Origin of the sequence: Rhodanobacter sp. LX-99, from assembly GCF_018599185.1 — a bacterium.
In the GTDB taxonomy this organism is placed as follows: Bacteria; Pseudomonadota; Gammaproteobacteria; order Xanthomonadales; family Rhodanobacteraceae; genus Rhodanobacter.
Genome location: NZ_JAHFVL010000003.1, coordinates 44,301 through 69,411 on the forward strand (window position 1 = coordinate 44,301; position 25,111 = coordinate 69,411).

Consider the following 25,111-nt stretch of genomic DNA (forward strand, 5'->3'; position numbering starts at 1 on the left):
ACTCGCGCTACTGCGCTGACGAGGACTTATCGGCCACGGGCGCGATCGCTTTAGGGCGTCGTGAGGCAGTCTGCCGGCGCCGAACGCGGCTCAAGTTCGCCTGCGCGCGGCCGATGTCCTTCAGGACGAACCCATTCGCACCCACGGCGCCCGCGTGCAGGAACCGACTTGATCATCCAACCGACCAGCCTGGCCGCCCTCACCTGGGCCGGTGCCGCCTCCGGCACCACCGCGCCAAGCTGGCGCATCGGCACCGTGCTGTCGGCGCGGCCCCTGGGCGTGAACCCGCAAGGCCTGCTGATCCTGCAGATCGGCGCCCTCGCGGTGGAGGCGGACGTGCCTGGCAGCCAGTTGCCGGCGCAGTTCCAGGTCCGCGTATTGAGCCTGGGCGCGCAGCCGCAACTGGAGGTGCTGTCGCTTCCTGCCGACCCGACGTTCCAGCGCGTGCTGCGCGAGCGCCTGCCCCAGCAGAACGGCTATGCGCCCCTGCTGGCCACCCTGGGCGCGCTGGCCCAGCGGCCGGTACTGCGCCAGTTGCCGCCGGACCTGCGCACGGCACTGGCCCTGCTCGAGCAGTCGCTGCGCACTCCCGCCGAAATCACCCGTGGCGAAGGTCTGCGCGAAGCCATCAGCCGCAGCGGCCTGTTCTTCGAATCCCGGCTGGCCAGCCCGCACGGCAACCTGGCGGCGCTGGCCGAGGACGACTGGAAAGGTGCGCTGCTGCGCCTGGCCGGCTTGCTCGACCGGCGCGCCACGGCGCCGCCGGCGCCGGACCGCAGCGACGCCGCGCCGCCGCTGCTGCAACGCGGCGTGCAAGCACAGCCACGCCTGCCACTGCCGCTGGCGCCCGCCGACGATGCCGTGGACCCGTTGCTGGATCGCCTGCATGGCGACGTGAAGGCGGCGCTGGCGCGGGTGGAGGTGGCCCAGCTGGAGGCCAGCACCAATCCGCTGTCGGCGTGGATGATCGAGATTCCGCTGCAGGGAGAGGACGGGCGCGACGTACTGCAGCTCCAGCTGGAGTTCGCCGCCGACCTCGCCGACGGCACTCACGGCTGGACGCTCGGCTTCGCGCTGGACTTGCCCGCACTGGGCCCGGTGCAGGGCGAGCTGCAATTGCGCGAGCCGCGGCTGGCGGTGCGCCTGTGGGCCGAACAGGCGGAGACCGCGCAGCGGATGGAACGCCAGTTCGGCCCGCTGCGCCAGCGGCTCGCTGCCTGCGGCGTCCTGCTCGACCAGTTGAGTTGCCAGGTCGGCTTGCCGCAGCCGCTGGGCCGGCACAGCTCCGTGCTGCTGCAGGCCACTGCATGAATACGCCATCGCCTCCGCGCCGGGTCAGCCTGCGGCTGGCCAGCGGCAACCATGCGCAGATCAAGGCGATGCCGCCCGAGTCGCTGGAAGTCCTGCTGGCGCGTGCGCAGGCGCTGGGCCTGCCGCTGCATCACGATCCCCAGATCGCCGCCTTGCTGGCGTCGCTGCGGTTGCGCGACGACGTGCCGGTGCTGCTCTACGCGGCTGCCGCCTCGGTGCTGGCCGCCGTCTACGACGCGGCCGAAGAGTGATCGGCCCCCGCCACGCCGCACCCGAATCAGGGATTGGCCGGATGCATCTGCAGGACCAGCCGCGCCTCGTCGCGCGACAAGCCGCAGCGGCTGACCAGCTGTTCCACGTCGGCGCCTTCGCGCGCCAGCTGCTGGGCCAGCTCGTAGGACTGCCGCGCCGGCGGCGGTTGCTGTTCGAGCCGGCCCACCTGGCGCTCCAGCCGCCCCAGCGCCGTCACCAGCATCGAGGTCGGCACGTCGGTGCGGGCATGGGCTGCGTCGTGCGACAGTGCGGCGACCTGCCGTTGCAACTCGCGCAACTGGCGCCAGCCATGGAACAGCAGCGCCGACTGCGCCAGCGCCAGCAGCAGCAAGACGCCCACGCCGGCTTCAAGCCACATGGCCGCTCCCATCGCCCGCCCGGCACAGCCGGCGGACATCGAGCAAGGCCACGAAGCCGCCTTGCCAGGCCAGCACGCCGCTGACCGGGTCGTCGTCGCGGCTGGCCCGTCCCGGCGGCGGCGGCGCGATGTCGATACCGTCGCTGCACAGCAGTTCGCCGACCGCGTCCACCAGCAGGCCGACCCGCTGGCCGGCGTGCGACAGCATCACCACGCGCACCGTGGCCGGATTCGCCGCCGGCAGCGCCGGCAGGCCCAGCCGGCAGCGGCCGTCCATCACCGGCACGATGCGCCCGCGCAGATGCCGCACGCCCAGCAGGTCGGGGGCGGCGCCCGGCACCGGCGTCAGGTCGCCATCGCGGATGACTTCGCTGACGTCGTCCAGCGGCGCCGCATACAGCTGCGTCCCGATACGGAACGACAGCCAGTGCCGGGTACGCGCTTCGGGCGCAGAGGCGGCGGCATTCATGCGTCTACTCCATGGTCGGTGGCTGCGGTCATCGGTTTCATTTGCTCGAATTGGTCCGGTGAGCCGGTCCGCCGGCGACGACGTCGGGCAGTGCGGGACTTTCGGCGCCACTCGCTACCCGGGCCGGCGTGCCGTTGCTGCCACTGCTGACGCGCACCGTGGGCATCATCTCGACGATCGGTGCCGGCGCGGTCGCGAGCCCGGCCACCTCGTCGACGTGCTCGGGCGTGACGTGGTCGCGCGGCACGGCCGGGCGATCGCTCATCACCACCACCAGCACGCGCCGGTTCTGGTTGCGGCCTTCCACGGTGGCGTTGTCGGCGACCGGGCGCATTTCGCCCCAGCCGATGATGCCGAGGCGCGCGGGAGCGATCCCGGTCATGGAAAACAGGCGCGCCACGCTGGCCGCCCGCGCCGCCGACAGTTCCCAGTTCGACGGATACAGCGCGTTGCTGATCGGCACATCGTCGGTGAAACCCTCCACCCGCAACGGGTTGCCGAACCGGGCCAGGATCGCCGCCAGGTCGCGCAGCACCGCATTGGCCGGCTCCGACAGCTGCGCCACGCCGCTGGGGAACAGGATGTCGGTGCGGATCTCGATCTCCAGCCAGTCGGGCTTGTGCCGCACCACCACCAGCTTGCGGTCGATCAGCGGCTGCAGCGCCTTGCGCACCTGGTCCTCGATGCGCCCCAGGTTTTCCTGCTGTTGCTTCGACTGGTGGCCCGCCTCGCGTCCGCTGCCGCCGCTCGCCGGCACCGGATGCGGCGGGATCGGCACCGCGATCGGCACGATCGACGAACCCGACTGGCCGGCCGGCGCGGCGATCGCCGGCGCGATGTTGTGCGGCCGGATGCGGGTCGGCGGCAGTGGCGCGATCGCGTGGCTGGAACCGTTGAACGCCTCGATCAGCGACTCGGACATCACCCGGAACTTGCCTTCGTTGACCACCGACACCGCATACATCACCACGAAGAACGCGAGCAGCAAGGTCATCAGGTCGGCGTAGGGGATCGCCCAGGCCTCGTGATTGACGTGTTCCTCGTGTCTGCGCCTTCTCATGCCACGTAACCTTGCAGGCGCGCCTCGATCTGCCGCGGGTTGTCGCCCTGTGCGATCGACACCAGGCCCTCGATCAGGATCTCGCGCATCTGCGTCTGCTTGTGGATCAGGCCCTTCAGCCGCGCCGCCATCGGCAGCATGAACAGGTTGGCCAGCGCCACGCCGTAGATGGTGGCCACGAAGGCCGCGGCGATGCCATGGCCGAGCTTGCTCGGGTCGGCCAGGTTCTGCATCACCGCCATCAACCCCATCACGGCACCGATGATGCCCAGCGTGGGCGAGTAGATGCCGGCCATCTCGTATACCTTGGCCGCCGCCAGATCGATCGACTCGCGGGTTTCCAGGTCCACCTCCAGCACGCTGCGGATCGCTTCCGGCTCGCCGCCGTCGACCAGCAGCTGCAGCCCCTTGCTGACGAACGGGTCGGGCTCCGCCTCGATCTGCGGCTCCAGCCCGAGCAGGCCCTGCCGGCGCGATATCTCGCTCCAGCCGACGATCCGGCTGATCAAGTCGCCCGGCCTGTGCTGGGGCGGCCGGTAGACCATCGAGAGCATCTTGAACGCATGCTTGAGCACCTTGCCCTGGGTCTGCACCAGCAGGGCCGCGGCCGTGCCGGCAAAGACGATCACGAACGCCGCCGCATTCCACAGCGCACCGACGGTGGATCCCTTCAGAACGGTGCCGACGATGATGACCAGGAAGGCCAGAATGGTGCCGATGATGCTTACCAGATCCATGGCGGTCAGCCGGCCGGTTGCAGCGAAGCGGAAAGTTGCCCGGCATCGCTGGCCAGGCCGGCCAGGTCCATCACCAGCGCCAGCCGGCCATCGCCGGTGACGGTGGCCCCGGCAATGCCCGGCACGCCGTCGAACAGGGGGCCGAGCGGCTTGACGATGACGTCCTCGCGACCGAGCACCTCATGCACCAGGCAGCCCAGCCGCTGGTGGCCGATGTGCAGCACCGCCACGTGCCGGCCCGCGGCCGCCACCGCTCCGGCCCAGCCGACCAGGTTGACCAGCGGCAGGGCGCGGCCGCGATGCCTGGCGACCAGGCGGCCGTCCAGCAGGCAATCCTGGCCGTCGTCGAGTTCGAACACCTCCTCCACGTTGCCCATCGGCAGCGCGAGCAGGCGCGTGTCCACGCGCACCATCAAGACGCGCAGCACCGCCAGGGTCAGCGGCACGGTCAGTTCCAGTTCGCTGCCGTGACCCAGGCTCGAATGCACCTGCAAAGTGCCGCCGAGCTCGGTCACGCGCGTCTTCACCACGTCCATGCCGACGCCACGGCCGGAGATGTCGGAGACTGCGGCGGCCGTGCTGAAGCCGGGACGGAAGATCAACTCGTAGCATTCGCCTTCGCTCAGCCGCGAGGCCTGCACGGCGTCGATCACCCCCTTCTCCACCGCCTTGCGGCGCAGGATGTCGGGGTCCATGCCGCGGCCGTCGTCGTGCACCGCGATCACGATGCGTTCGCCGCGCTGGCTGGCCGACAGGCATACCCGGCCCTTGCGCGGCTTGCCGGCAAGTGCGCGCTCGTCCGGCATTTCCACGCCGTGATCGAGTGCGTTGCGCAGCAGGTGGATCAGCGGATCGGCCAGCGCCTCGACCAGGCTGCGATCGAGGTCGGTGCCCTCGCCTTCCAGCACCAGCTCCACTTCCTTGCCGAGCTGGCGCGCCAGGTCGCGCACGATCCGCGGGAAGCGCTGGAACAGCCGGCCCACCGGCTGCATGCGCATGCCCATGACGGCGGTCTGCAGTTCGTCGGTGACCCGGTCCAGCTCGCTGGCCGCGGCGACCAGGGCCTCGCTGCCGTTGCGCGCGGCCAAGCTGAGCAGCCGGTTGCGCACCAGCACCAGCTCGCCGGCATGGTTGACCAGCACGTCCAGGCGTGCGGTATCGACCCGCACGGTGTTCTCCGCCGGCGCCGCATGATGCGTCGCTGCGGCCGCAGCAGGTTTCGCTGCGGCCGTTTCGGCCACCGCCGCCGGCGCCACCGTGGCTGCCGCGGCCGGCTGCCCGGCCTTGCCGTGCAAGGCGTCCAGCAGCGCCTCGAATTCGTCGTCGTCGATCGTCGCGGACGTGGCCGGCACGGCCGGCAACGCCGCCGGCGTGACGGTGCCCGGAGCGGCGCTGCCGTACATGCTGTCCAGCAGGGCCTCGAATTCGCTGTCGTCGATCGCGCCGCCATCCGCCGACGGCGCCGGGGCGGCCACCGGCACGACGACCGGGGCCGGCCGGGTTCCCGGCAACAGCGATTCCAGCAGCGCCGCCGGCGGCACGCCCAGCGGCGCCCCGGCGCCCACCGCCGCCATCATGTCGTTGAGCAGGTCGAGCGCCTCGAGCAACGCGTCCATGTGGATGGCGCCGAGCACCACGTTGCCGTTGCGGGCTTCGTTGAGCAGATCCTCGGCGTGGTGGCACAGCACCACCATCGGTTCGAGCGCCAGGAACCCGGCGCCGCCCTTGACGGTGTGGAAGGCGCGGAACACCGCATTCAGCAGTTCGCCGTCACCCGGCGCCGCTTCCAGCCCGACCAGCTGCTCGCCCAGGCGCTGCAGCAGTTCACCCGCCTCGACCAGGAAATCCTGGCGCAGCTCGCTGTCGAATTCCGCGTTCACGACCGGCGACTCGTCAAAACCCGAATTCGCTGAGCAGGCGGTCGGCATCTTCCTGGCTGGACACCTTGACCGCGCTGGCCGGCGCCTCGCTGCCGGCCAGCGCGCCGGTCAGGCGCACCAGCTCCAGCAGCGACGATTCGACCGTGCCGATGAAGCTGGCGACCTTCTTGATGCGCTGTCCGGTCAGGTCCTGCCACGACTGCGCCAGCACCATGTCGGCGAGGCCGTCGCGGCAGCTGCCGGCGAACGCCACGGCCTCGCGCGCCAGCACGGCGGCGGCATCGTTGCCGTTCGTCCACTCGAGCACCTGGCCAGCGTTGCGCGTCAGCGATTCGGCCTGGGGCCGCATGCGCTCGGCGAAGTCGAGGCTGCGGTGCGCCGCCTGCGCGCTCATCTCCAGCGCGTCCTGCAGGTGCTGGCGCGCGTCGGCCACGATGCCGGGCACGCCTTCCTGGGTCAGTTCGCCGCCGAGCCGGCGCACCGCGTCGTGCAGGTCGCGGGCCAGCTGGCCGAGCGCGCGGAACAGGCGCTGCTCGCGCTGGCGCACCATCACGTCCAGCGCCTGCTCGAACGCCGGGCCGTCGGGGCTGTTCAGCAGGTCGCGCAGTTCGGGCGGCAGCGTCTCGTCGATGGCGAGGGGGGAAGAGAGGTTCATGCGCTGACTCCGCTGGCGGCGATCCGTTCGAAGATCTTGGTGAGCTTTTCCTTGAGGGTGACCGCGGTGAACGGCTTGACGATGTAGCCGTTCACGCCGGCCTGCGCGGCGGCGATGATCTGGTCGCGGTTGTTCTCTGCGGTGACCATCAGCACCGGCAGGCCTTTCAGCGACTCCTCCGCGCGGATCGCGCGCAGCAGGTCGATGCCGGTCATGTTGGGCATGTTCCAGTCGGTCACCACCAGGTCGAACGGCTGGCTGCGCAGCAATACCAGCGCGTTCTCGCCGTCGTCGGCCTCCTGGATCAGCGGGTTGCTGAAACCCAGCTCGACCAGCAGGTTGCGGACGATCCGCCGCATGGTGGAAAAGTCGTCCACCACCAGGATTTTCATGTTCTTGTCCAAACGCTTTCTCCACGTGCGGTACAGGCCGAGGTCCGGCCGCGGGGATTTGAGGGGTTACTGGATCAACTGCGCCAGCCGGTGAGTCTCGCGCGCAGCCGGATGACCGCCTGTCCATGGATCTGGCAGACGCGCGACTCGCTCACGCCGAGCACGGCACCGATCTCCTTGAGGTTCAACTCCTGCTCGTAGTACAGCGACATCACCAACTGCTCGCGCTCGGGCAGGCCGCCGATCGCCTCGGCCAGCGCCTCGCGCATGCCGTCGCGCTCGATGTTTTCCGATGGCCCCAGGCTGCCTTCGTCGACCACGTCGAGCACCGTGCTTTCCTCGCCGTCGTCCGACGCGGTAAGGCTGAGCAGGCGCACGCAGGCCGCGTCGGCGAGTACCTGGTGGTACTCCTCCGCGCTGATGCCAAGCCGCCGCATGACTTCGGCGTCGTCGGCCTCGGCGCCGGTCTCGGTCTCGATCTGGCGGATCACCTCGGCCACTTCGCGGGTCTTGCGGTGCACCGAACGCGGGGTCCAGTCGGTGCGGCGCAATTCGTCCAGCATGGCGCCACGGATGCGGATGCCCGCATACGTCTCGAAGCTGGCCCCGCGATCGAGGGCGAAGTGGCGTGCCGCCTCCAGCAAACCGATCATTCCTGCCTGGATCAGGTCGCCCACGTCGACGCTGGCCGGCAATCGCCCCATCAGGTGATAGGCGATCCGCCGGACCAGCGGCGCGTGCCGACGTACCAGTTCGTCGGCACTTTCGCGGGAAAGTTGCAGATATTCCGAAGCCACGCTCATCTCGGCACCCCACCCACCGGTGTTGCCCGGCCACCAAAAAAAGCAATCCGGTCGAGACCCGCGCGGTCGGGTTCCACCCACTTATCGACCGCACCGGCCAAATTCTTGAATGCCAGCGCGGAATGACTGGACGGCCACAGGTCGACCACCGCGCACTGCCGGCGGATGGCCTGGCGCAGGCGCTCGTCATGCGGCACCCAGCCGCCCAATTCGATCACCACGTCGAGGAAACGGTCGCTGACCCGCGCCAGCTTCTGGTGCAGCGCCCGTGCATCGCCCTCGTTGCGCACCATGTTGGCGACCATGCGGATGCGCCGCACGCCGAAATCGCGGCTGAGCACCTTGGTCAGGCCGTAGGCATCGGTCAGCGACGCCGGTTCGTCGCACACCACAACGATCACCTCGGCGGCGGCCGCGGCGAACATCGTCACGTTGTCCGAGAGGCCGGCGGCGGTATCCACCAGCAGGTATTCGGGCGGCTGCGCCAGTTCGTCGAACGCGCGGATGATCGCGGCGTGTTCGCCGTTGTCGAGTTGCGCCAGCCGGCGCGCGCCGGAACCGGCCGGCACCACCCGCAGGCCGCGCGGCGCGGGCAGCATCAGCTCCTCCAGCGTGCACTCGCCGTCGAGCAGGTGACCGACGTGGCGCGACGGCGTGAGACCCAGCATCACGTCGACGTTGGCCAGGCCCATGTCGGCGTCCAGCAGCACCACGTCATGTCCGGCGACCGACAGCGCCATGCCCAGGTTCACCGCCACCGTGCTCTTGCCGACGCCGCCCTTGCCGCCGGCCACGGCGATGGTGCGGCAATGCCGGCGCGCGGCGGGCGCGACGGCCAGCAGGCTGCTGGCCTGGTGGGCGGACGGCACGTCCGCCGCGGGCCGGCTGCTCATGGCCGACAACATCTGCTTCAGTCCGGAAGCCTGGTCCATTGCCAATACTCCACTCATGCGCTGGCCACCGCGAAGCCGAAGCGCTCGGCCATCAGGCCGTCGTCGGGCATCTGTGTCTTCAGCGACTGCGCGGCGCGGCATACCAGCACGCGCGCATCCGCCGTGGCGATGTCTTCGGGCACGCGCTGGCCGTCGGTGGTGTAGTCCAGCGGCAGCCGGTGGCGGATCAGCACCGACAGCGCGCCGCCCAGCGCCGGGGCTTCGTCCAGCTTGGTCAGGATGCAGGCGTGCGGCTTCAGCGGCAGGTATGCGCGCACCGCTTCGTCCAGCGCCTGCGACTGCGCGTTCGCCGCCAATACCAGGCAGGCGCGCAGGCCGCTGGCATCGGCAAGGATTTCCAGTTGCTGGGTGAGCCGCGGATCGCTGCCTGCGACGCCGGCGGTATCGATCAGCACGGTATGGCTGCCGCGCAGCATCTCCAGCACCTTGCGCAGGCTTGCCGCGTCGTAGGCCGGATAGACCCGCGCGCCGAGCAGCCGGCCGTAATGTTCCAGCTGCGCGGCGGCGCCGATGCGGTAGTGATCGGTGCTGACCAGCGCCACCTTCTCGGCGCCATGGCGCATGACCGCGCGGGCCGCCAGCTTGGCGATGGTGGTGGTCTTGCCCACGCCGGTCGGCCCCACCAGCGCGATGACCCCGCTGTCGTCGCCGCACAGGTCGCGGCCGCTCACCGTCAGGCTGCGGCTGAGCATGCCCAGCGGCAGGTAGCGCGCCTGCTCGGCGCTGATCTGGTCGGGCAGCTCGGCCACCAGCGCCCGCGCCACGTCGGCTTCAATGCCCAGCCGCGTCATCTCGCGCAGCACCCGCGCGCGCAGCGGCTGGCGCCGCTCCATGTCGTTCCAGGCCAGGCTGGACAGCTGCATTTCCAGCATCTCTCGCAGGCTGCCCAGCTCGCTGCGCATCTGCGCGGTGTCCTGTGCGGCCTGCTCCACCAGCGGGCGCATCGCCGGCATGTCGTTCGCCGGGGACAACGGCGGCGGCACGGCCACGGCGACGGGCGGGCGCGCCAGCAGCGCGGCAGGCGGCGTCTCCGCGACGCGCGGTTTCGATGCCGCCTCCGCCTCGGCAGGCGCCGCCGCGAGCGGTGCGCCGTGCCGGGCCGCCTCGCGCACCAGCGACTCGTCGTAGTCGATCGCGGCAACCACCTCGATGCCCTCATCCAGCCGGCGCGTGGACAGGATCACCGCTTCCGGCCCCTGCTCCTCGCGCACCTCGCGCATCGCCTGGCGCATGTCCGGCGCCACGAAACGTTTGATCTTCATGTGTGCTCGCTCCGCGAGCGGGATTCGGGATTCGGGATTCGGGATTCGTCAAAAGCCGGAGCGCCGCAAGCTCGCCGCGTCGTCTGCTCTTCCGAATCCCGAATCCCGAATCCCGTCATCCCGGCTCTCATCGACCCAATGCCTGTACCAGTCGCACCCGACGGTTGTCGGGCACTTCGTTGTAAGCGAGTACGTGCAGGTTCTGTGCCACGTGGCGGGTGAAGCGTGCGAGCCATGGCCGCAGCAGCGGCGCGACCAGCAGCACCGCCGGTTCGCCGCTCAATTCCTGGCGCCGCGCGGCGTCGGCCACGCTCTGCTGCAGGCGGTCGGCCAAGCCCGGTTCCACCGCGGCGCCGGCCACGCCACCGCCGCCGGAGAGCGAGCCGAGCAGGATCTGTTCGAGCTCGGGCGCCAGCGTGATCACCGGCACTTCGGTGCCCAGCCCGGTGATCTCCTGCACGATCTGCCGGCCCAGCGCCACGCGCACGGCGGCGGTCAGAACGCCGGGATCCTGACTCTGCCCGGCATGCTCCGCCAAGGATTCGACGATGCTGCGCATGTTGCGGACCGGCACCCGCTCGGCCAGCAGGTTCTGCAGCACCTTGACCACCACGCCCAGCGACAGCCGCTTGGGCACCAGGTCCTCGACCAGCTTCGGTGCGTTCTGCGCCAGCCGGTCCAGCAGCTGCTGCACGTCCTGGTGGCTGAGCAGCTCGTGCGCGTGGCCCTGCAGGATGTGCGACAGGTGCGTGGCGATCACCGTGGCCGGGTCGACCACGGTGTAGCCGTAGCTCTGCGCCAGCTCGCGCTGGCCGCTCTCGATCCACACCGCCTCCAGCCCGAACGCCGGGTCCTGCGTGGCGATGCCCTGCAGGGTGCCGTGCACCTGGCCCGGGTTGATCGCCATCAGGCGCTCGTTGTGCACCTCGGCCTCGCCCATCGGCACGCCCATCAGGGTGATGCGATAGGTGTTCGGGCCGAGGTCGAGGTTGTCGCGGATATGTACCGCCGGTACCAGGAAGCCGAGTTCCTGCGACAACTTGCGGCGCACCGACTTGATCCGCCCCATCAGCTCGCCGCCCTGGTGCACGTCGACCAGCGGAATCAACCGGTAGCCCACTTCCAGGCCCAGCGGATCGACGCTGGCCACATCCTCCCAGCCCAGTTCCAGCCGCTCGGTCGGCGCCGTGGCGACCGGCTTCTCGGCGATCGACTCGGCCAGTTTGGCGCGGGTATCGCGCTCGCGCTTGAGCAGCATCCACGCCGCGCCGGCGCAACTGGCGCCGAGCAACAGGAACGCCACGTTCGGCATGCCCGGAATCACGCCCATCACGATCAGCACCGCCGCCGCCACGCCGAGCGCACGCGGCTGGCCGAACACTTGGCCGATCACCTGCTTGCCCATGTCCTGCGATTTGGACACGCGGGTGACGATGATCGCCGCGGCGATCGACAGCATCAGCGCCGGCACCTGCGCGACCAGGCCGTCGCCGATGGTCAGCAAGGTATAGGTCTTCGCCGCTTCGCCGGCGGACAGGCCGTGCTGCATCACGCCGACGAAGAAGCCGCCGACGATGTTGATGATCAGGATCAGGATGCCGGCGGTGGCGTCGCCGCGCACGAATTTGGAGGCGCCGTCCATCGAGCCGTAGAAATCCGCCTCCTCGCGCACTTCCTGGCGCCGCTCCCGGGCCTGCTCCTGGGTCAGCAGGCCGGCGTTGAGGTCGGCGTCGATCGCCATCTGCTTGCCGGGCATCGCATCCAGGGTGAAGCGCGCGGTCACTTCCGACACGCGGGTGGCGCCCTTGGTGACCACCACGAAGTTGATGATGGTGATGATGGCGAACACCACCAGGCCGACCGCGAAGTTGCCGCCGATGACGAACTCGCCGAACGCCTCGATCACCTTGCCGGCGGCGCCGGGGCCGTCATGCCCGTGCAGCAGCACCACGCGGGTGGAGGCGATGTTCAGCGCCAGCCGCAGCAGGGTCGCCATCAGCACCACCGTGGGGAACGCGGCGAACTCCAGCGGCCGCATCACATAGACCACCGCCAGCAGGATCACCAGCGACAGCGCGATATTGAAGCTGAACAGCATGTCGAGCAGGAACGGCGGCAGCGGCAACATCAGCATCGCCAGCATCACCAGCATCATCACCGGCGCGCCAATGCCACGTCGCGCCAGGTGTTTGAAGTTGCCCAGTACGTCTGCACCCGTCATGGATTTGACTCGTCGTTATTCGCGGTAAGGCCCCATCAGGTCCGGATCGACCTCGGGGGTTGGCGCTGCCGGTGGTGTCTCGCCCTGCGCCGCGGCTTGCTTCAGCTGGTAGACGTAGGCCAGGACCTGGGCCACCGCCACATACAGCGCCGCGGGGATTTCCCGACCCAGTTCAGTCGTTGCATACAAGGCGCGTGCCAACGGCGGCGCCTCGACCAGGGGAATGCGATGCGAGCCCGCCACCAGGCGGATCTGCTGAGCCAGCACGTCGACGCCCTTGGCGATCACCCGCGGCGCGCCCATGCGCCCGTCGTCGTAGCGCAGGGCCACGGCGAAGTGGGTCGGGTTGACCACCACCACGTCGGCCCTGGGCAGCTCCTCCATCATTCGCCGGCGTGCCTGCGCCTGCTGCACCTGGCGAATGCGCCCCTTCATCTCCGGGTTGCCCTCGCTCTCCTTCATCTCGTCGCGGATCTCCTGCCTGGTCATGCGCAGGTTCCTGGCGTGGTCGAATTTCTGGTAGAGGGCGTCGATGCCGCCGATCAGCGCCAGCATCGAGCCGAACCACAGCGCCGCGCGGCCGAGCAGGCCGATCGACTGCGCTATCCCGGCCATGACCGAGCCGCGGCCGGTGGCCTGCAACTCGCCTTGCCAGTGCCGCAACAGCAGGGCCAGCACCGCGCCGATGAACAACAGTTTCAGCAGCGCCTTGCCCAGCTCGACCAGCCCGCGCATCGCGAAAATCTTGCCCAGCCCCTTGATCGGGTCGAGCCGCTCGAACTTCGGCTGCAGCGCCTGCGCGCTGAAATTCAGCCCGCCCAGCAGCAGCGGCGCGGCCAGCGTGGCCAGCATCGTCGCCACCGCCACCGGCGCGAACAGGCTGAGCGCCTCGCTCATCGCCGCGTGCAGCGTGCGCCCCGGCAAGGCGTCGGAAAACAGCGCCTCGCGCGAATAGCCCAGGCCCAGCGAAAAAATCTGCCGGGCATGCAGGAACGCGCTCTCGCCGCTGCTCATCAGCGCCGCCACGCCAGCCAGCACCACCAGCGCGCCGGACAGGTCGCGCGATCGCGGAACCTCGCCCTTCTCGCGGGATTCGCGCTGCTTTTTTTCGGTAGGTTGTTCGGTTTTTTCCTGGTCGCTGTCGTCGGACACGGCGTCAGCTCCCGAACAGTTCGCGCATCAGCGACCAGGCGTCGTCCTGCAGCGCCTCGAACGCGCCCGGCAGGCTGCGCAGCGCCAGCCACAAGGCAATGAAACCCAGCGACACGGTGATCGGAAAGCCCACCGCGAACAGGTTCATCGAGGGTGCCGCGCGGCTGATCGCGGCGAAGCCGATGTTCACCACCAGCAGCGAGGTCATCGCCGGCAGGGCGACGCGCACGGCACCGGAAAACAGCTCCGCCGCGAAGCCGACCACCGCGTGCAGGCCGTTGGCGTTGATTGCCGGCACGCCTGGCGGCAGGCCGTGGAAGCTGTCGGCAAGCAGCGCGATGAGGCGCAAATGGCCGTCCATCGCGAGGAACAGCAAGGTCACCAGCAGCAGGTAGAACTGGCTCAGCACGTTCGAGTTGCCACCGGCCTGCGGATTGACCACCTCGGCAAAGCCCAGGCTCATGCTCTGCCCCACCAGCTCGCCGCCGAACGACACTGCCTCGAACACCAGCTTCAGCACGAACCCCACCGCCGCGCCGATCAACACCTGCCCGGCCATCGTCGCCACGCCGTCGCCGCTGAGCGGGTCGATCGTCACCGGCGCCAGCGGCGCCAGCACCAGTGACAGCACCACCACCACGCCGATGCGGATACGCGCCGAAACCACCGTCGCACTGAACACCGGCGCCACCAGGCACAGCCCGCTCACCCGGCCGATCGCCCAGAACAGGCTGCCCAGCCACGACGGCAACTGCGCCAGGTCCAGCGCCGTCATCTGACCGCGCCCGGCAGGCTCTCGATCAATTGCGTGGTGTACTGCACCAGCAGGCGCAGCATCCACGGCCCGGCGATCAGCGCCACCAGCGCCATCGCGATCAGCTTGGGGATGAAGCTCAAGGTCATCTCGTTGATCTGCGTGGCCGCCTGGATCACGCCCACCAGCAGACCCACCGCCAGCGCGGTCAGCAGCAGCGGCGCGGCCACCAGCATCGCCACGTACAGCGCGTGCTGGCCGATCTCCATGATGGATTCGGGGGTCATGGGCGGACTCCGGCGTAGTAACCGACGAAGAGCTTCCGCTCCCTCGTGACTGTAAGAGCGCACACCGTGCGCGATGCTCTTGTCACGTCCAAAGCGCAAAGCATCAGAAGCAAGAGCTTTCGTGCGCCTACGGCGCCCGAGTTACTTTCTCTTTGCGTGCTCAAAGAGAAAGTAACCAAAGAGAAAGAGCACCCCGCTTGGCGCTTGCCGGGCATCCTGCCCGGCAAGTCCGTGAGCCGGGGCCGGGCTTTTCGAGCGGGCATCCTGCCCGCGCGAAAAGGCGAATCCATCCATGGATTCGCCCGCTGCGCGGCCTGTCGACCCCGCCTCACCGCCGCGCAAGGGACCCCGGGTAGAGCAGCGGGCCATCCTGGCCCGCACTCGGTGATGAAGCTGAAAAACGAAGAGCGAGAGCCAGAGCAAAGCGACGCTTTGCCGTGGCTTTGCTCCTTCTTTTGATCTGGCTCCTCTGAAGAGTGCGCGCAGGATGCGCGCTGCTCTACCGGGGCCCCTCTGTAGCGGCGGGCGGGCGAAGGAAAGCCCGCAGGGTGGCCGGCAGGATGCCGGCCAGTTTTTCGCCAGCACAGGGATGTGCTGTCGAAAAACCCCGTAGCCCGGCCGCGAACTTTCCGGGCAGGATGCCCGGAAAGCGCGAAAGCGGGGTGGCCTTCTCTTTGGGTTACTTTTCTCTTGGCCACGCAAGAGAAAAGTAACTCGGCTGCCGCAGGCAGACGAAAGCTCTTGCTCTGAAAGTTCTTCGCTTTGAATGCGGGGACAAGTGAGAGCATCGCCCGCGAGCGGGCTCCTACGAGAGCCTCGGCCAACTGGTGCGCGCTCACGTGTAGAAACTCCCGGCCAGGGTGCCGAGCAGCAGCGTCCAGCCATCCACCAGCACGAATAGCATGATCTTGAACGGCAGCGAGATGATCATCGGCGAGACCATCATCATGCCCATCGACATCAGCACGCTGGCCACCACCAGGTCGATGATCAGGAACGGGATGAACAGCAGGAAGCCCATCTGGAACGCGGTCTTCAGCTCGCTGGTGAGGAACGCCGGCATCGCCACCTTGAACGGCACGTCGGCCTTGCTCGCGTAGGGCTTTTCGCCGGCCAGTCGGGTGAACAGTGTCAGGTCGGCCTCGCGCGTCTGGTCGAGCATGAACTGCTTGAACGGCGCCGACGCCGCCGGCAACGCCTGCTCGGCAGCGAGCTGGCCGTCCATGTACGGCTTCACGCCGTCGGCATAGGCGCGATTGAGCACCGGCGACATCACGAACAGGGTGAGGAACAACGCCAGCCCCAGCAGCACCTGGTTCGGCGGGGTCGATTGCGTGCCCAGCGCCTGGCGCAGGAAACCGAGCACGATGATGATGCGGGTGAACGAGGTCATCATCAGCGCGATCGCCGGCAGCAGGGTCAGCGCCGTCATCAGCGCCAGCACCTGCAGCGACAGCGTCCAGCTCTGGCCGCCGCCGGGCACGTTCTGCACGTTGACCAGCGGGATGCCCGGCGGCGGCGCCGCCAGCGCTGCCAGCGGCAACAGCAGCAGCGACGCGGCAACGATCCAGCGCCACGTCCTCATGAGCCGCGCTTCCAGCGTGTCAGCAGCTCGCCGAACGCGGGCAGCGGCGCAGCGGCGGCTTGCTCGATCGCGACAGGCTCGGCCGGCGTGCCGTCGTAGACGTGCAGCGTGCGCATGCCGCCCGGCCCCACGCCGACCAGCAGGCGCTTGCCGTCGGCGTCGAGCAGCAGCACGCGGTCGCGCGCGCCCACCGCCATCGCCTCCACGCAGCGGATGCGCCGCCCGCCGGGCCGGCTGCGCGCCTGCAGGCGCCGGCTCAGCCAGCCCGCCACGAAAATCATCGCCACCACCGCGGCCAGGCTGAGCAACACGCGCAACAACTCGCCGCCCACGTCGACCTCAGCGGCGGGAATAGCGACAGGCGCCAACGCAGCGAGCCGAATCCCGAATCCCGAATCCCGAATCACGGCCGTCGTCACCGCAACTTGCGCACGCGTTCGGCCGGACTGATCACGTCGGTCAGGCGGATGCCGAACTTCTCGTTGATCACCACCACCTCGCCATGCGCCACCAGGGTGCCGTTGACGAACACGTCCAGCGGCTCGCCGGCGGCGCGGTCCAGCTCCACCACCGAGCCCTGGTTCAACTGCAGCAGGTTGCGGATGCTGATGCGGGTGCGCCCGACTTCCATGGCCAGGGTCACCGGCACGTCGAGGATCATGTCGAGGTTGACCTCGCCGCCGTCCGCGGCGACGCCGTGCAGGGGATCGGGTTCGACGCGGGAGGCGGTATCGGCGAACGCGCTATCGCTGTGCTGGCTCATGCGGGATTCTTCTCTATGGAATGGTCGCCGGCCGGGTGTCTTTCGCGACGACCGGCCTGGACATGGAAACGTACGGCGTTGCGGCCGTTGGACTGGCCGTAACGGCCGCGGAACACCGGCACGTCCTCGGCATAGACGGTGGCCAGCTCCGGCAACTGCACCGGGATCACGTCGCCGGGGCGCAGATGCAGAAACTCGCCGAGATTCAGTTGCGCCTCGAGCAGCAGCGAACTCAGGCCCACCTCCGCATCGAGCACCTCTTCCTGCAGCAACTCGGCCCAGCGGTCGTCACGATCGGCCCGGTCGCTCTGCACGCCGGCGTCCAGCAGGGTGCGGATCGGCTCGACCATCGCGTACGGCAGGGTCAGGTGGATCTCGCCACCGCCACCGTCGAGTTCGACGTGGAAGCGCGACACCACCACCGTCTCGGTCGGGCTGACGATGTTGGCGAACTGCGGGTTGATCTCGGAGTTCTGATATTCGAACTGAAGCTCCAGCACCGGTGCCCACGCCTCGGTCATCGCGCCGAACAGCTCTTCCAGCATGATCTGGATGACGCGGTTCTCGGTGGCGGTGAAATCGCGGCCCTCGATGCGCGCGTGAAAGCGCCCGTCGCCACCAAAAAAATTGTCGATCACGGTGAACACCAGGCGCGGCTCGAACACCACCAGCGCGGTGCCGCGCAGCGGTTTGATGCGCACCAGGTTGAGGTTGCTCGGCACCGCCAGGCTGTGCACGTACTCGGCGAACTTGATCATCTTCACGCCCAGCACCGAGACCTCGCAGGTCTTGCGCAGCACGTTGAACACGCCCAGCCGGAAGAACCGCGCGAAGCGCTCGTTGACCATCTCCAGGGTCGGCAAGCGCCCGCGCACGATGCGGTCCTGCTGGGTGAAGTCGTACGCGATCACCGCGTCGCTCGGCAGCGGCTCGTCGCTGCCGGTGGCCACCGAGCCGCCGCTTACGCCGTCCAGCAGCGCATCGATTTCGTCCTGGGAAAGCAGATCGCTCATGCGCGTGCCATCCCGGTCACTGCATCACGAAACTGGTGAAGTACAACGCGTCGATGCCGGGCCGGCCGAGCCGCGCCCGGACGATCTTGCGTACCGCAGCGAGCGCTTCGCCCTGCAGCTTCTGGCGCCCGGCGGCATCGCCGATGATCGCGAAGTCCTGGTTGCTGAACAGCGCCACCAGCGCATCGCGGATCACCGGGTCGGCGGCCCTGGCCACCTCGATCGCCGCGGGGTCGTGCGACATCAGGGTGACCCCGACCTGCAGGTAGCGCAGCGATTCGGCGTCGCGGAAATTCACCACGAAAGCCGGGTCCAGCGGCAGGTAGAGTTCGACCCCGACAATCTTCGGCGCCGACTTGCCGCCACCGGCCGACACTGACGGGCGTGACTGCCAGACATAGCCGCCGATGCCCAGCGCCAGCAGCACGACCGCCGACACCGCGATCACCGGCAACTTGCGGCTCTTGCGCTCCGGCGGGGTTTCGACCACCTCACCGGCTTGTCCGTCATCGACCATGGAAACCTCGATCTGCAAATGGTTGGAAGACATGCGCGATGCATGCACCCTCCATCAAAAGCAAACCGCGTGCCATCGTCGGAATGCCTTGCTGCAGCTCGATCCGCGGCGGTTGCCGCAGGCTTGCGGCGCTTTCTTGACGCCTGCCAAGGCGTCGCCGCGACGCGATCACGGCGGGCCTTCCATCAGCGCGAGATCGTCTCCCGCCCCGCCGGCGCGGGAACAGGAAACGACGGGCCACGGGGCCACGCCACGCATGCCGGCGGCGAGGTATTCCGTGCGGACTCAGGCGAACGCGTCGAGCAGGCCGACCTTGCCCAGCGACACGGGCGAGCCGCCATGCACATCGCCGATCTCGTCCACCGCGGTCGTGCCGCCATCTCCGGCGTGGCCGCGGCGGTCGCCGCGACCGTGCTGGCCGACTTCGGTGTGGCCGAGCGAAAGGCCGTGCCGCGCCAGCATCTGGTCCAGCTGCGGCAGGCTCTGCTGCACGGCCGAGACCGCCGCGGGGTGTTGCGCGCTGAACACCACGTCGACACGCCCCTGCGTCACGCTGACGTTTACGTCGAGCGAGCCCAGTTCCTCGGGGTGCAAGCGGATCCGCGCCTGCTTGATGTCCTGCCCGCCCAGCCAGGCCACCTGCTGGCCCAGGTCCTGGGCGAACGACTGGCTCCCCAGCGGCGAGGGCAATTGCAGCTGATGCACTGCCACCGGCGCGGCGGCAGCGGGAGGAGCCGACAGCGCCGCCAGCCCCCGCCGCTCCGATGAATCCTTGTCGGCAGCGGTCGACGCCGGCAGTGCGGCATGGGCCATCGCCAGCATGCTGGCCGCCACCGGCACGGTGTTGGCGGGTGCGGCGGCCGGGCTGCCTGTTGCACCGAGCTGGAGCACGGCGGCAGCCCTCGCGTCGCTGGCCACGGTCTTGCCCGCCTGCGCCAGCGCTCCGGCGACTGCCCCGGCGCCGCCGGCGACAGGCGGCAAGCCCGCGACCGACGATCCCAGCAGGACGAGCATGGCACCTGCCATGGCGGAGGCCGGCTGGTCGTCCGGTTCGCTCTTGTCCGCCTTGGCCGCCGGCTCGCCCGTCGTCGGCACGATTGCCTCGGCAGCTTGCGCGGTTGCCACAGCTGCCGGTGGCGGCGCCGGCACGGCAGCCGGATTGGCCGGTATCGTGGAATCCGCTGGCGGATCGAGCGGCGGCGGCGCTGCCGGCAGGTGCTTGCGGCCATCCTGATCGTTCGGCGCGCCGTTCGTGCTTTCGGCGTCACGCTGTTGCCGTGCGGCATGCAGCTGGCTGCCGAAGCCGGCCGCCGTGCCTGCGCCATCGCGCGGTTCGGCGGCTGCGGCGGGTCGCGACCCGGCCGTCGCGGCGGCGCTGGATGCGGTAACGGGGACGGAAGCGGTCATGGCAGAGACAATCCTTCAGCAATGAATGCGTGCGGCTTGCCGCGGCACGTGCGGCAGGACCGCGCGGTCCGGAGAGACAGCGACAAGACGGCCGCGATCCTCATCGCAGCCGCCTGTACTGCATGCGTTCGTCGACCTCCGCCTGCTCGTGGCGGTCGGCGGCCCGGCGTTCTTCTTCGCGGTGCTGTGCGACCACGCTGTCCAGCGCGCTTTCGCGGGCGTGCGCCCGCCGCCAGTGATCGCGCACCTGCGCCAGGTGGCGGTTCTGCCGGGCCACCTCGGCCTCCTGCTGCAGGATCGCCCGGTCGATCCGTTCCACGAATTGCTGCCGGTTGAGCAGCGCCGCCACGCTCTGCGCGCCATCACCGCCCGCCGCATATTCCTGCCGATAGCGCTGCAGTTCGCTGAGCTGGTGCTCGGCCCTGGCCAGCAGTTGCTGCTGCGTCGCCAACTGCGCCAGCGCATCCTCGCTGCGCTGCCGGGCCTGCTCCACCGCCGGCTGCAATTGCTGCGCCCGCGAACTCATCCGGCCACCTGCCCGGCGAGGGCGTCAAGTTTTTCGATCGCCACTTCAAGCGCCATCGGCTCATCCACTTCCTGCTGCAGGAAAGCGCGCAACTGCGGCCACATCTCGATCGCCTGGTCGACCTGCGGATCGGAACCTTTCTGGTACGCGCCCACCGCGATCAGGTCGCGTTGCTGGCGGTAGGCGGAATAGACCTGGCGGAAACGCTGCGCCGCGCGCAGGTGTTCGCGCGTCACCACCGCCGGCATCACGCGGCTGATCGATGCCTCGATGTCGATGGCCGGGTAATGGCCGGCTTCGGCGAGGTCGCGCGACAGCACGATATGGCCGTCCAGGATCGCGCGCGCGGCGTCGGCGATCGGGTCGTGGCGATAATCGTCGCCCTCGGTCAGCACGGTGTAGAACGCGGTGATCGAACCGCGCCCGTCGGCGTCGTTGCCGGCGCGCTCGACCAGGGCCGGCATCATCGCGAAGACCGACGGCGGATAACCCTTGGTCGCCGGCGGCTCGCCGATCGCCAGCGCGATCTCGCGCTGCGCCTGGGCGTAGCGGGTCAGCGAATCCATCAGCAGCAACACGCGCTGGCCACGGTCGCGAAACCATTCCGCGATCGCGGTGGCGTACTGCGCGCCGCGCAGGCGCTTGAGCGGCGGGGCATCGGCCGGCGCCGCGACGATCACCGCGCGCCGCCGCCCTTCCTCGCCCAGCGTGTGTTCGACGAATTCCTTCACTTCGCGGCCGCGTTCGCCGATCAGGCCGACCACCACCACGTCGGCGTTGGTGTAGCGGGTCATCATGCCGAGCAGGGTCGACTTGCCGACGCCGGAACCGGCGAACAGGCCCAGCCGCTGGCCGCGGCCGACGGTGAGCAGCGCGTTGATCGCGCGCACGCCGACGTCCAGCGGCGCGTCGATCGGCTTGCGCGCCATCGGGTTGATCGGTTCGCGCTTGAGCGCGGCGTGCTCGTCCGACTCCAGCGGACCGAGCCCGTCCAGCGGCACGCCATCGGCGCCGACCACCCGGCCCAGCAAGCCCAGGCCCACCGGCAGGCCGCCGCTGCGCGCATACGGGCGCACCCGCGCATTCGGCAGCACGCCGTGCATGTCGCCCACCGGCATCAGCAGCAGGCGTTCATCGGCAAAGCCGACCACCTCGGTCTCGAGCGTGGCGCCGTCGGCCGTGTCGACCAGGCAGCGCGCGCCCAGCGCGGCTTCGCAACCTTCCGCCTCCAGCGTCAGGCCGACCACCCGGCGCAGGCTGCCTTCCACCATCAGCGTGCGCTCCGCTTCGGCACGGGCGCTGCAGCGCGCCAGCTGCCGTTGCCAGCGCGTTTGCCGGGCGGCGATGACGGCGTCGATGCTCACGCGCCGGCCACCCCGTCGCCGGCATCGTCGCCGAGCACGGCGTCGATCATCGCCGCCAGGCGGGTTTCCACCCGCGCGTCCAGCCGCGAACGTTCGCTCTCCAGACGGCAGTCGCCGCGGCTCAGTGAGGGATCGGCCAACAGTTGCCAATGGCCTTCGACGGCACCCGACTCGCGCAGCAAGGCCAGGTCGGCTGGATGCAGGTGCACGCGCAACTCGCGCGTGGCGGCCGGCAAGGCGGTAGCGGCCTGGCGCACCGCCTGGACGACCAGCGCGGGCGACAGCTGCAGCTCATGCGCAATCACCCGCTGCGCCACGACCATGGCCAGGCGCGCCAGCTCCTGCCCGGTCTGCTCGTCGAGAACCTGCAGCGGCCGCGCCGCGGCGTCATACAGCGCGTCGAGCTCGGCCATGCGCTGGCGCAATTGCTGCTGCGCCGCGGCCAATCCTTCGGCGCGACCCGCCGCATAACCTTCTTCGCGCGCCTGCTGCTCGAGCGCCGCCAGCTCGCGCACGGTCGGTTGCGGCGGCGTGTTGGCCGCCTTCGACGCGGTCGACTGGACGCCCACGTTGGGCAGCTCCCAGCGCTGGAAATCCGCTGCCGCGTTGTGGATCGTGGCGCTCATCAGACGAATTCATCCCCGCTGGAAGCGAGGCTGAGCTGCCCGGCATCGGAAAGCTTGCGGGCGATCGCCAGCACTTCCTTCTGCGCCGCGTCGACCTCGCTCAGGCGCACCGGCCCCTTCACCTCGAGGTCGTCGCGCATCATGTCGGCGGCGCGCTTGGACATGTTGGCGAAAATCTTCTCGCGCACCTCCGGCTCGGCGCCCTTCAGCGCCGTGATCAGGGTTCCCGACGGCACTTCGCGCAGCAGGGTCTGCATGCCGCGGTCGTCCAGCTCGGCCAGATCCTCGAACACGAACATCAGGTCCTCGATGCGTCCGCCCAGGGCCTCGTCCAGGCTGCGGATGGCCGCCATCAATTCGGTCTCGCGGCTGGTTTCCATCGCGTTGAGGATGTCGGCGGCGGCCTTCAGCCCGCCGACGCTGGCGGACTTGAGTTTCTTCGTGTTGCCGGAGAACTGGCGCTCCATGATCTCGTCCAGCTCGTTCAGCGCATGCGGCTGCACGCCGTCGAGCGTGGCGATGCGCATCACCGCGTCGGAGCGCACGCGCGGCGGCAGGTAGCCGATCACCTCGGCGGCCTGGTCCGGCTCCAGGTGCGCCAGCACCAGCGCGATGATCTGCGGGTGCTCCTGGTTGATCATCTCGGCGATGGCGCGGCTCTCCATCCACTTCAGCGACTCCAGCCCCTTGCTGCTGCGCCCGAGCAGGATGCGGTCGATCAGCCCGCCGGCCTTGTTCTCGCCCAGCGCATTGACCAGGATCTTGCGGATGTATTCCTCGGTGCCGACGCCCAGCGAGGTCTGCCGGCCCATGTCTTCGTTGAGCCTGGTCAACGCGTGTTCGACATGTTCGCGCGACACGCTGCTGAGCGCCGCCATCGCCGTGCCGACCGCCTGCACGTCGCGGGCGCTGAGGTGCTTGAGCACTTCGGCGGCGTCCTGCTCGCCCAGCGTCAACAGCAGGATTGCCGCACGCTGCGCGCCATTGATGGGCGCATCGGAACGATTAGTTGCCATCTTCGCTCACCCAGTTCTTCACGACTTGCGCCACCTGTTTGGAGTTTTCGCCGACCATCCGCCTGGCCTGGCCGACGCGTTGTTCATACGAGAGCGTCGGCATGACACCGCTCAGCCGGGCCGGCTCGTTGGCTGCCGGATCGTCGTCGACGCGCACCGAGATCTGCGGCATCGGCGACGGCAGCGCGCGCGCCGCCGTTTCGCCCCGCAGCAATCCTTTCAGCAGCGGGCGCAGCAGGCCGAACGCCACCAGCAGCGCGATCAGCACGCCGATCCCCTGCTTGACCAGGTCCATCACGCCCGGTCGTCCCCACAGCGGGGTTTCGGGCAACGCATCGAGCGCCGGGCCGCGCTGGAATGCCTGGTTGACCACGCTGACGCTGTCGCCGCGGGCGGCATCGAAGCCCACGGCGTTCTTGGTCAGGTCGGTCAGGTGCTGCAGCTCCTGCGCACTGAACGGCACCGCCTTGGGCGTTGCCGCCGGATCGTCGGCCGCATCGCCCGGCTTGTCGGGACTGACCAGTTTGTCGTCCAGCACCACCGCCACGGTAAGTCGGGCCAGCCGCCCGGCCGGATCGCTGACATGGCTGATGGTGCGGTCGAGCTCGTAGTTGCGGGTGGCGCTGCTGGAGCTCTCGCCCGGGCTGGCGGTCGCCGCCGTCGCCGTCGCGGCCGCCGTCTTGCCGGCGTCCGGCTTGGCCGCCGTGGGTTGCGCGACCATGCTCGGCGGCTGGTTGCTGAGCGCGCCGGGCACGCCGCCGGCAGTAGCATCCGCGCCGCGCCGCTCGCTGCTGGTCTGCTCGCTGCGCAGCGCCGGATGTTCGTGGCCGAACGTCTCGGTGGCTTTCTCGGTCCGGCTGAAATCCAGGTCGGCATGCACCTGCGCATGCACCCGGCCGGGGCCGACCAGCGGCATCAGCAGCTCCTCGATGCGCTGGGCGTAGGTGTTCTCGATACGCGTGGCGATGCGCAGGCGGTTGTCGCCTACCGCGCCCGGGCTTTCCGGATCGGTGGTCAGCAACTGGCCCTGCTGGTCGATCACGGAAACCTGGCCCGCTTCCAGGTTCGGCACGCTGGCCGCCACCAGGTGCACGATCGCCGCCACCTGGCCGGCATCGAGCTGACGGCCCGGATACAGGGTGACCAGCACCGACGCGCTGGCTTCCCGGCTGTCGCGGATGAACGCGGAGGGCTTCGGCAGCGCCAGGTGCACGCGCGCCGCGCGCACCGACTGCAGCCCGCCGATGGTGGCGCCCAGATCGGCTTCCAGCAGTTGCTGGTAGCGGGTGCGCTCGGCCAGGTCGCTCATGCCGAACGGCGAGTCGGCGGCCGGCAGCGCGCTGCTGGCGGCGCTGCCCTGGGGCAGGCCTTTCGCGGCCAGCTTCAGTCGCAGGGCGGCCAGGTCGGCGGCCGGCGCCATGATCGACGAGCCGTCGCTGCTCAGCTGGTAAGGCGTATTGCCCGCCTGCAATTCCTGCGTGATCGCCGAGGCGTCCTTCTGCTCCAGGCCGGCATACAGCAAACCGTAGTTCGGGCCGCGCGACCACAGCACCACGGCCACGCCCAGGGCCACGGCTGCGGCCACCGCCACCAGCAATAGGAGTTGCCGCGTGGCCGGATTGCGCGCGATGTGCTTGAGGGGATCCAGGCGCGAACCGTTGTCGGCGGTCGTCGCGATGGCGTTGTCTGCCATGGTGCTGCTCTTGGGCTAGGGGGCGAAGCCGGAT

At 69.4% G+C, this 25,111-nt stretch carries 27 protein-coding genes; 2 read left to right on the top strand and 25 right to left on the bottom strand.

The genetic code is table 11. The annotated features are described in order from the left end of the window. Nucleotides 1-168: 168 nt before the first annotated feature. Nucleotides 169-1,311 carry a flagellar hook-length control protein FliK gene (locus KK131_RS14465; protein ID WP_214557444.1) on the top strand — a complete coding sequence of 381 codons (1,143 nt, stop codon included), beginning with the start codon at nucleotides 169-171 and terminating at the stop codon, nucleotides 1,309-1,311. After that, the gene (locus tag KK131_RS14470) at nucleotides 1,308-1,562 is read left to right on the top strand and encodes a flagellar biosynthesis protein (protein ID WP_214557445.1); all 255 of its coding nucleotides are present in this window, start codon (nucleotides 1,308-1,310) and stop codon (nucleotides 1,560-1,562) included. Before KK131_RS14465 ends, KK131_RS14470 begins: the two co-directional genes overlap by 4 nt. Before the next feature lie 26 nt (nucleotides 1,563-1,588). Here KK131_RS14470 and KK131_RS14475 read toward each other — a convergent pair whose 3' ends face one another. The 25 genes from KK131_RS14475 to fliF all read right to left on the bottom strand — a co-directional run bounded on the left by KK131_RS14475 (nucleotide 1,589) and on the right by fliF (nucleotide 25,077). Then, entirely contained in the window at nucleotides 1,589-1,942 is a 354-nt protein-coding gene (locus tag KK131_RS14475; RefSeq protein WP_214557446.1) for a DUF2802 domain-containing protein, read from the bottom strand. Continuing rightward, nucleotides 1,932-2,411, bottom strand: a complete 480-nt coding sequence (locus tag KK131_RS14480) for a chemotaxis protein CheW (protein WP_214557447.1) — start codon at nucleotides 2,409-2,411, stop codon at nucleotides 1,932-1,934. The genes KK131_RS14475 and KK131_RS14480 overlap by 11 nt, the downstream gene beginning before the upstream one ends. Nucleotides 2,412-2,448: 37 nt before the next feature. Next, nucleotides 2,449-3,471 carry a flagellar motor protein MotD gene (gene motD, locus KK131_RS14485; RefSeq protein ID WP_214557448.1) on the bottom strand — a complete coding sequence of 341 codons (1,023 nt, stop codon included), beginning with the start codon at nucleotides 3,469-3,471 and terminating at the stop codon, nucleotides 2,449-2,451. Continuing rightward, on the bottom strand, nucleotides 3,468-4,208 hold the full coding sequence (locus KK131_RS14490; protein WP_214557449.1) for a flagellar motor protein: 741 nt from the start codon (nucleotides 4,206-4,208) through the stop codon (nucleotides 3,468-3,470). Before KK131_RS14490 ends, motD begins: the two co-directional genes overlap by 4 nt. 5 nt (nucleotides 4,209-4,213) lie before the next feature. Continuing rightward, a complete protein-coding gene (locus tag KK131_RS14495) occupies nucleotides 4,214-6,088 on the bottom strand; it encodes a chemotaxis protein CheA (RefSeq protein WP_214557450.1) in 1,875 nt (624 codons plus the stop codon). 13 nt (nucleotides 6,089-6,101) lie between these two features. After that, the gene (locus KK131_RS14500; RefSeq protein ID WP_214557451.1) at nucleotides 6,102-6,743 is read right to left on the bottom strand and encodes a protein phosphatase CheZ; all 642 of its coding nucleotides are present in this window, start codon (nucleotides 6,741-6,743) and stop codon (nucleotides 6,102-6,104) included. Further along, nucleotides 6,740-7,147, bottom strand: a complete 408-nt coding sequence (locus tag KK131_RS14505; protein ID WP_056390470.1) for a chemotaxis response regulator CheY — start codon at nucleotides 7,145-7,147, stop codon at nucleotides 6,740-6,742. The genes KK131_RS14500 and KK131_RS14505 overlap by 4 nt, the downstream gene beginning before the upstream one ends. 62 nt (nucleotides 7,148-7,209) lie before the next feature. Then, entirely contained in the window at nucleotides 7,210-7,938 is a 729-nt protein-coding gene (locus tag KK131_RS14510; protein WP_214557452.1) for an RNA polymerase sigma factor FliA, read from the bottom strand. Beyond that, nucleotides 7,935-8,870, bottom strand: coding sequence for a P-loop NTPase (locus tag KK131_RS14515; protein WP_214557453.1), 936 nt, complete (start codon nucleotides 8,868-8,870; stop codon nucleotides 7,935-7,937). Before KK131_RS14515 ends, KK131_RS14510 begins: the two co-directional genes overlap by 4 nt. 14 nt (nucleotides 8,871-8,884) lie before the next feature. After that, on the bottom strand, nucleotides 8,885-10,153 hold the full coding sequence (flhF, locus tag KK131_RS14520) for a flagellar biosynthesis protein FlhF (RefSeq protein ID WP_214557454.1): 1,269 nt from the start codon (nucleotides 10,151-10,153) through the stop codon (nucleotides 8,885-8,887). A 127-nt stretch (nucleotides 10,154-10,280) separates the two neighbouring features. After that, complete coding sequence (flhA, locus tag KK131_RS14525) at nucleotides 10,281-12,374, bottom strand: flagellar biosynthesis protein FlhA (protein ID WP_214557455.1); 2,094 nt, start codon at nucleotides 12,372-12,374, stop codon at nucleotides 10,281-10,283. Between the two features lie 15 nt (nucleotides 12,375-12,389). Then, entirely contained in the window at nucleotides 12,390-13,526 is a 1,137-nt protein-coding gene (gene flhB, locus KK131_RS14530) for a flagellar biosynthesis protein FlhB (RefSeq protein WP_214557456.1), read from the bottom strand. 4 nt (nucleotides 13,527-13,530) lie between these two features. Next, nucleotides 13,531-14,301 carry a flagellar biosynthetic protein FliR gene (fliR, locus tag KK131_RS14535; RefSeq protein WP_214557457.1) on the bottom strand — a complete coding sequence of 257 codons (771 nt, stop codon included), beginning with the start codon at nucleotides 14,299-14,301 and terminating at the stop codon, nucleotides 13,531-13,533. Then, nucleotides 14,298-14,567, bottom strand: a complete 270-nt coding sequence (gene fliQ / locus KK131_RS14540) for a flagellar biosynthesis protein FliQ (RefSeq protein WP_007506969.1) — start codon at nucleotides 14,565-14,567, stop codon at nucleotides 14,298-14,300. Before fliQ ends, fliR begins: the two co-directional genes overlap by 4 nt. An 835-nt stretch (nucleotides 14,568-15,402) precedes the next feature. Further along, a complete protein-coding gene (fliP, locus tag KK131_RS14545) occupies nucleotides 15,403-16,152 on the bottom strand; it encodes a flagellar type III secretion system pore protein FliP (RefSeq protein ID WP_214557458.1) in 750 nt (249 codons plus the stop codon). Beyond that, a complete protein-coding gene (gene fliO / locus KK131_RS14550) occupies nucleotides 16,149-16,520 on the bottom strand; it encodes a flagellar biosynthetic protein FliO (protein WP_250887311.1) in 372 nt (123 codons plus the stop codon). Before fliO ends, fliP begins: the two co-directional genes overlap by 4 nt. Nucleotides 16,521-16,567: 47 nt before the next feature. Beyond that, on the bottom strand, nucleotides 16,568-16,915 hold the full coding sequence (gene fliN / locus KK131_RS14555) for a flagellar motor switch protein FliN (RefSeq protein ID WP_214557459.1): 348 nt from the start codon (nucleotides 16,913-16,915) through the stop codon (nucleotides 16,568-16,570). Beyond that, nucleotides 16,912-17,928, bottom strand: a complete 1,017-nt coding sequence (gene fliM / locus KK131_RS14560) for a flagellar motor switch protein FliM (protein WP_214557460.1) — start codon at nucleotides 17,926-17,928, stop codon at nucleotides 16,912-16,914. Before fliM ends, fliN begins: the two co-directional genes overlap by 4 nt. Before the next feature lie 16 nt (nucleotides 17,929-17,944). Continuing rightward, nucleotides 17,945-18,478 (bottom strand): flagellar basal body-associated FliL family protein, encoded by a 534-nt coding sequence (locus KK131_RS14565; protein WP_250887312.1) that lies wholly within the window; start codon nucleotides 18,476-18,478, stop codon nucleotides 17,945-17,947. A 252-nt stretch (nucleotides 18,479-18,730) separates the two neighbouring features. Next, complete coding sequence (locus KK131_RS14570) at nucleotides 18,731-19,852, bottom strand: flagellar hook-length control protein FliK (protein ID WP_214557461.1); 1,122 nt, start codon at nucleotides 19,850-19,852, stop codon at nucleotides 18,731-18,733. Nucleotides 19,853-19,952: 100 nt separating this feature from the next. Further along, the gene (gene fliJ / locus KK131_RS14575) at nucleotides 19,953-20,378 is read right to left on the bottom strand and encodes a flagellar export protein FliJ (protein WP_214557462.1); all 426 of its coding nucleotides are present in this window, start codon (nucleotides 20,376-20,378) and stop codon (nucleotides 19,953-19,955) included. Beyond that, nucleotides 20,375-21,742: a flagellar protein export ATPase FliI gene (gene fliI, locus KK131_RS14580; RefSeq protein WP_345777260.1), complete on the bottom strand. Its 1,368-nt coding sequence runs from the start codon at nucleotides 21,740-21,742 to the stop codon at nucleotides 20,375-20,377. The genes fliJ and fliI overlap by 4 nt, the downstream gene beginning before the upstream one ends. Continuing rightward, on the bottom strand, nucleotides 21,739-22,368 hold the full coding sequence (locus KK131_RS14585) for a FliH/SctL family protein (RefSeq protein ID WP_214557463.1): 630 nt from the start codon (nucleotides 22,366-22,368) through the stop codon (nucleotides 21,739-21,741). The genes fliI and KK131_RS14585 overlap by 4 nt, the downstream gene beginning before the upstream one ends. Beyond that, complete coding sequence (gene fliG / locus KK131_RS14590) at nucleotides 22,368-23,384, bottom strand: flagellar motor switch protein FliG (RefSeq protein ID WP_250887313.1); 1,017 nt, start codon at nucleotides 23,382-23,384, stop codon at nucleotides 22,368-22,370. Before fliG ends, KK131_RS14585 begins: the two co-directional genes overlap by 1 nt. Then, nucleotides 23,374-25,077, bottom strand: a complete 1,704-nt coding sequence (gene fliF / locus KK131_RS14595) for a flagellar basal-body MS-ring/collar protein FliF (protein WP_214557464.1) — start codon at nucleotides 25,075-25,077, stop codon at nucleotides 23,374-23,376. The genes fliG and fliF overlap by 11 nt, the downstream gene beginning before the upstream one ends. Nucleotides 25,078-25,111 lie beyond the last annotated feature (34 nt).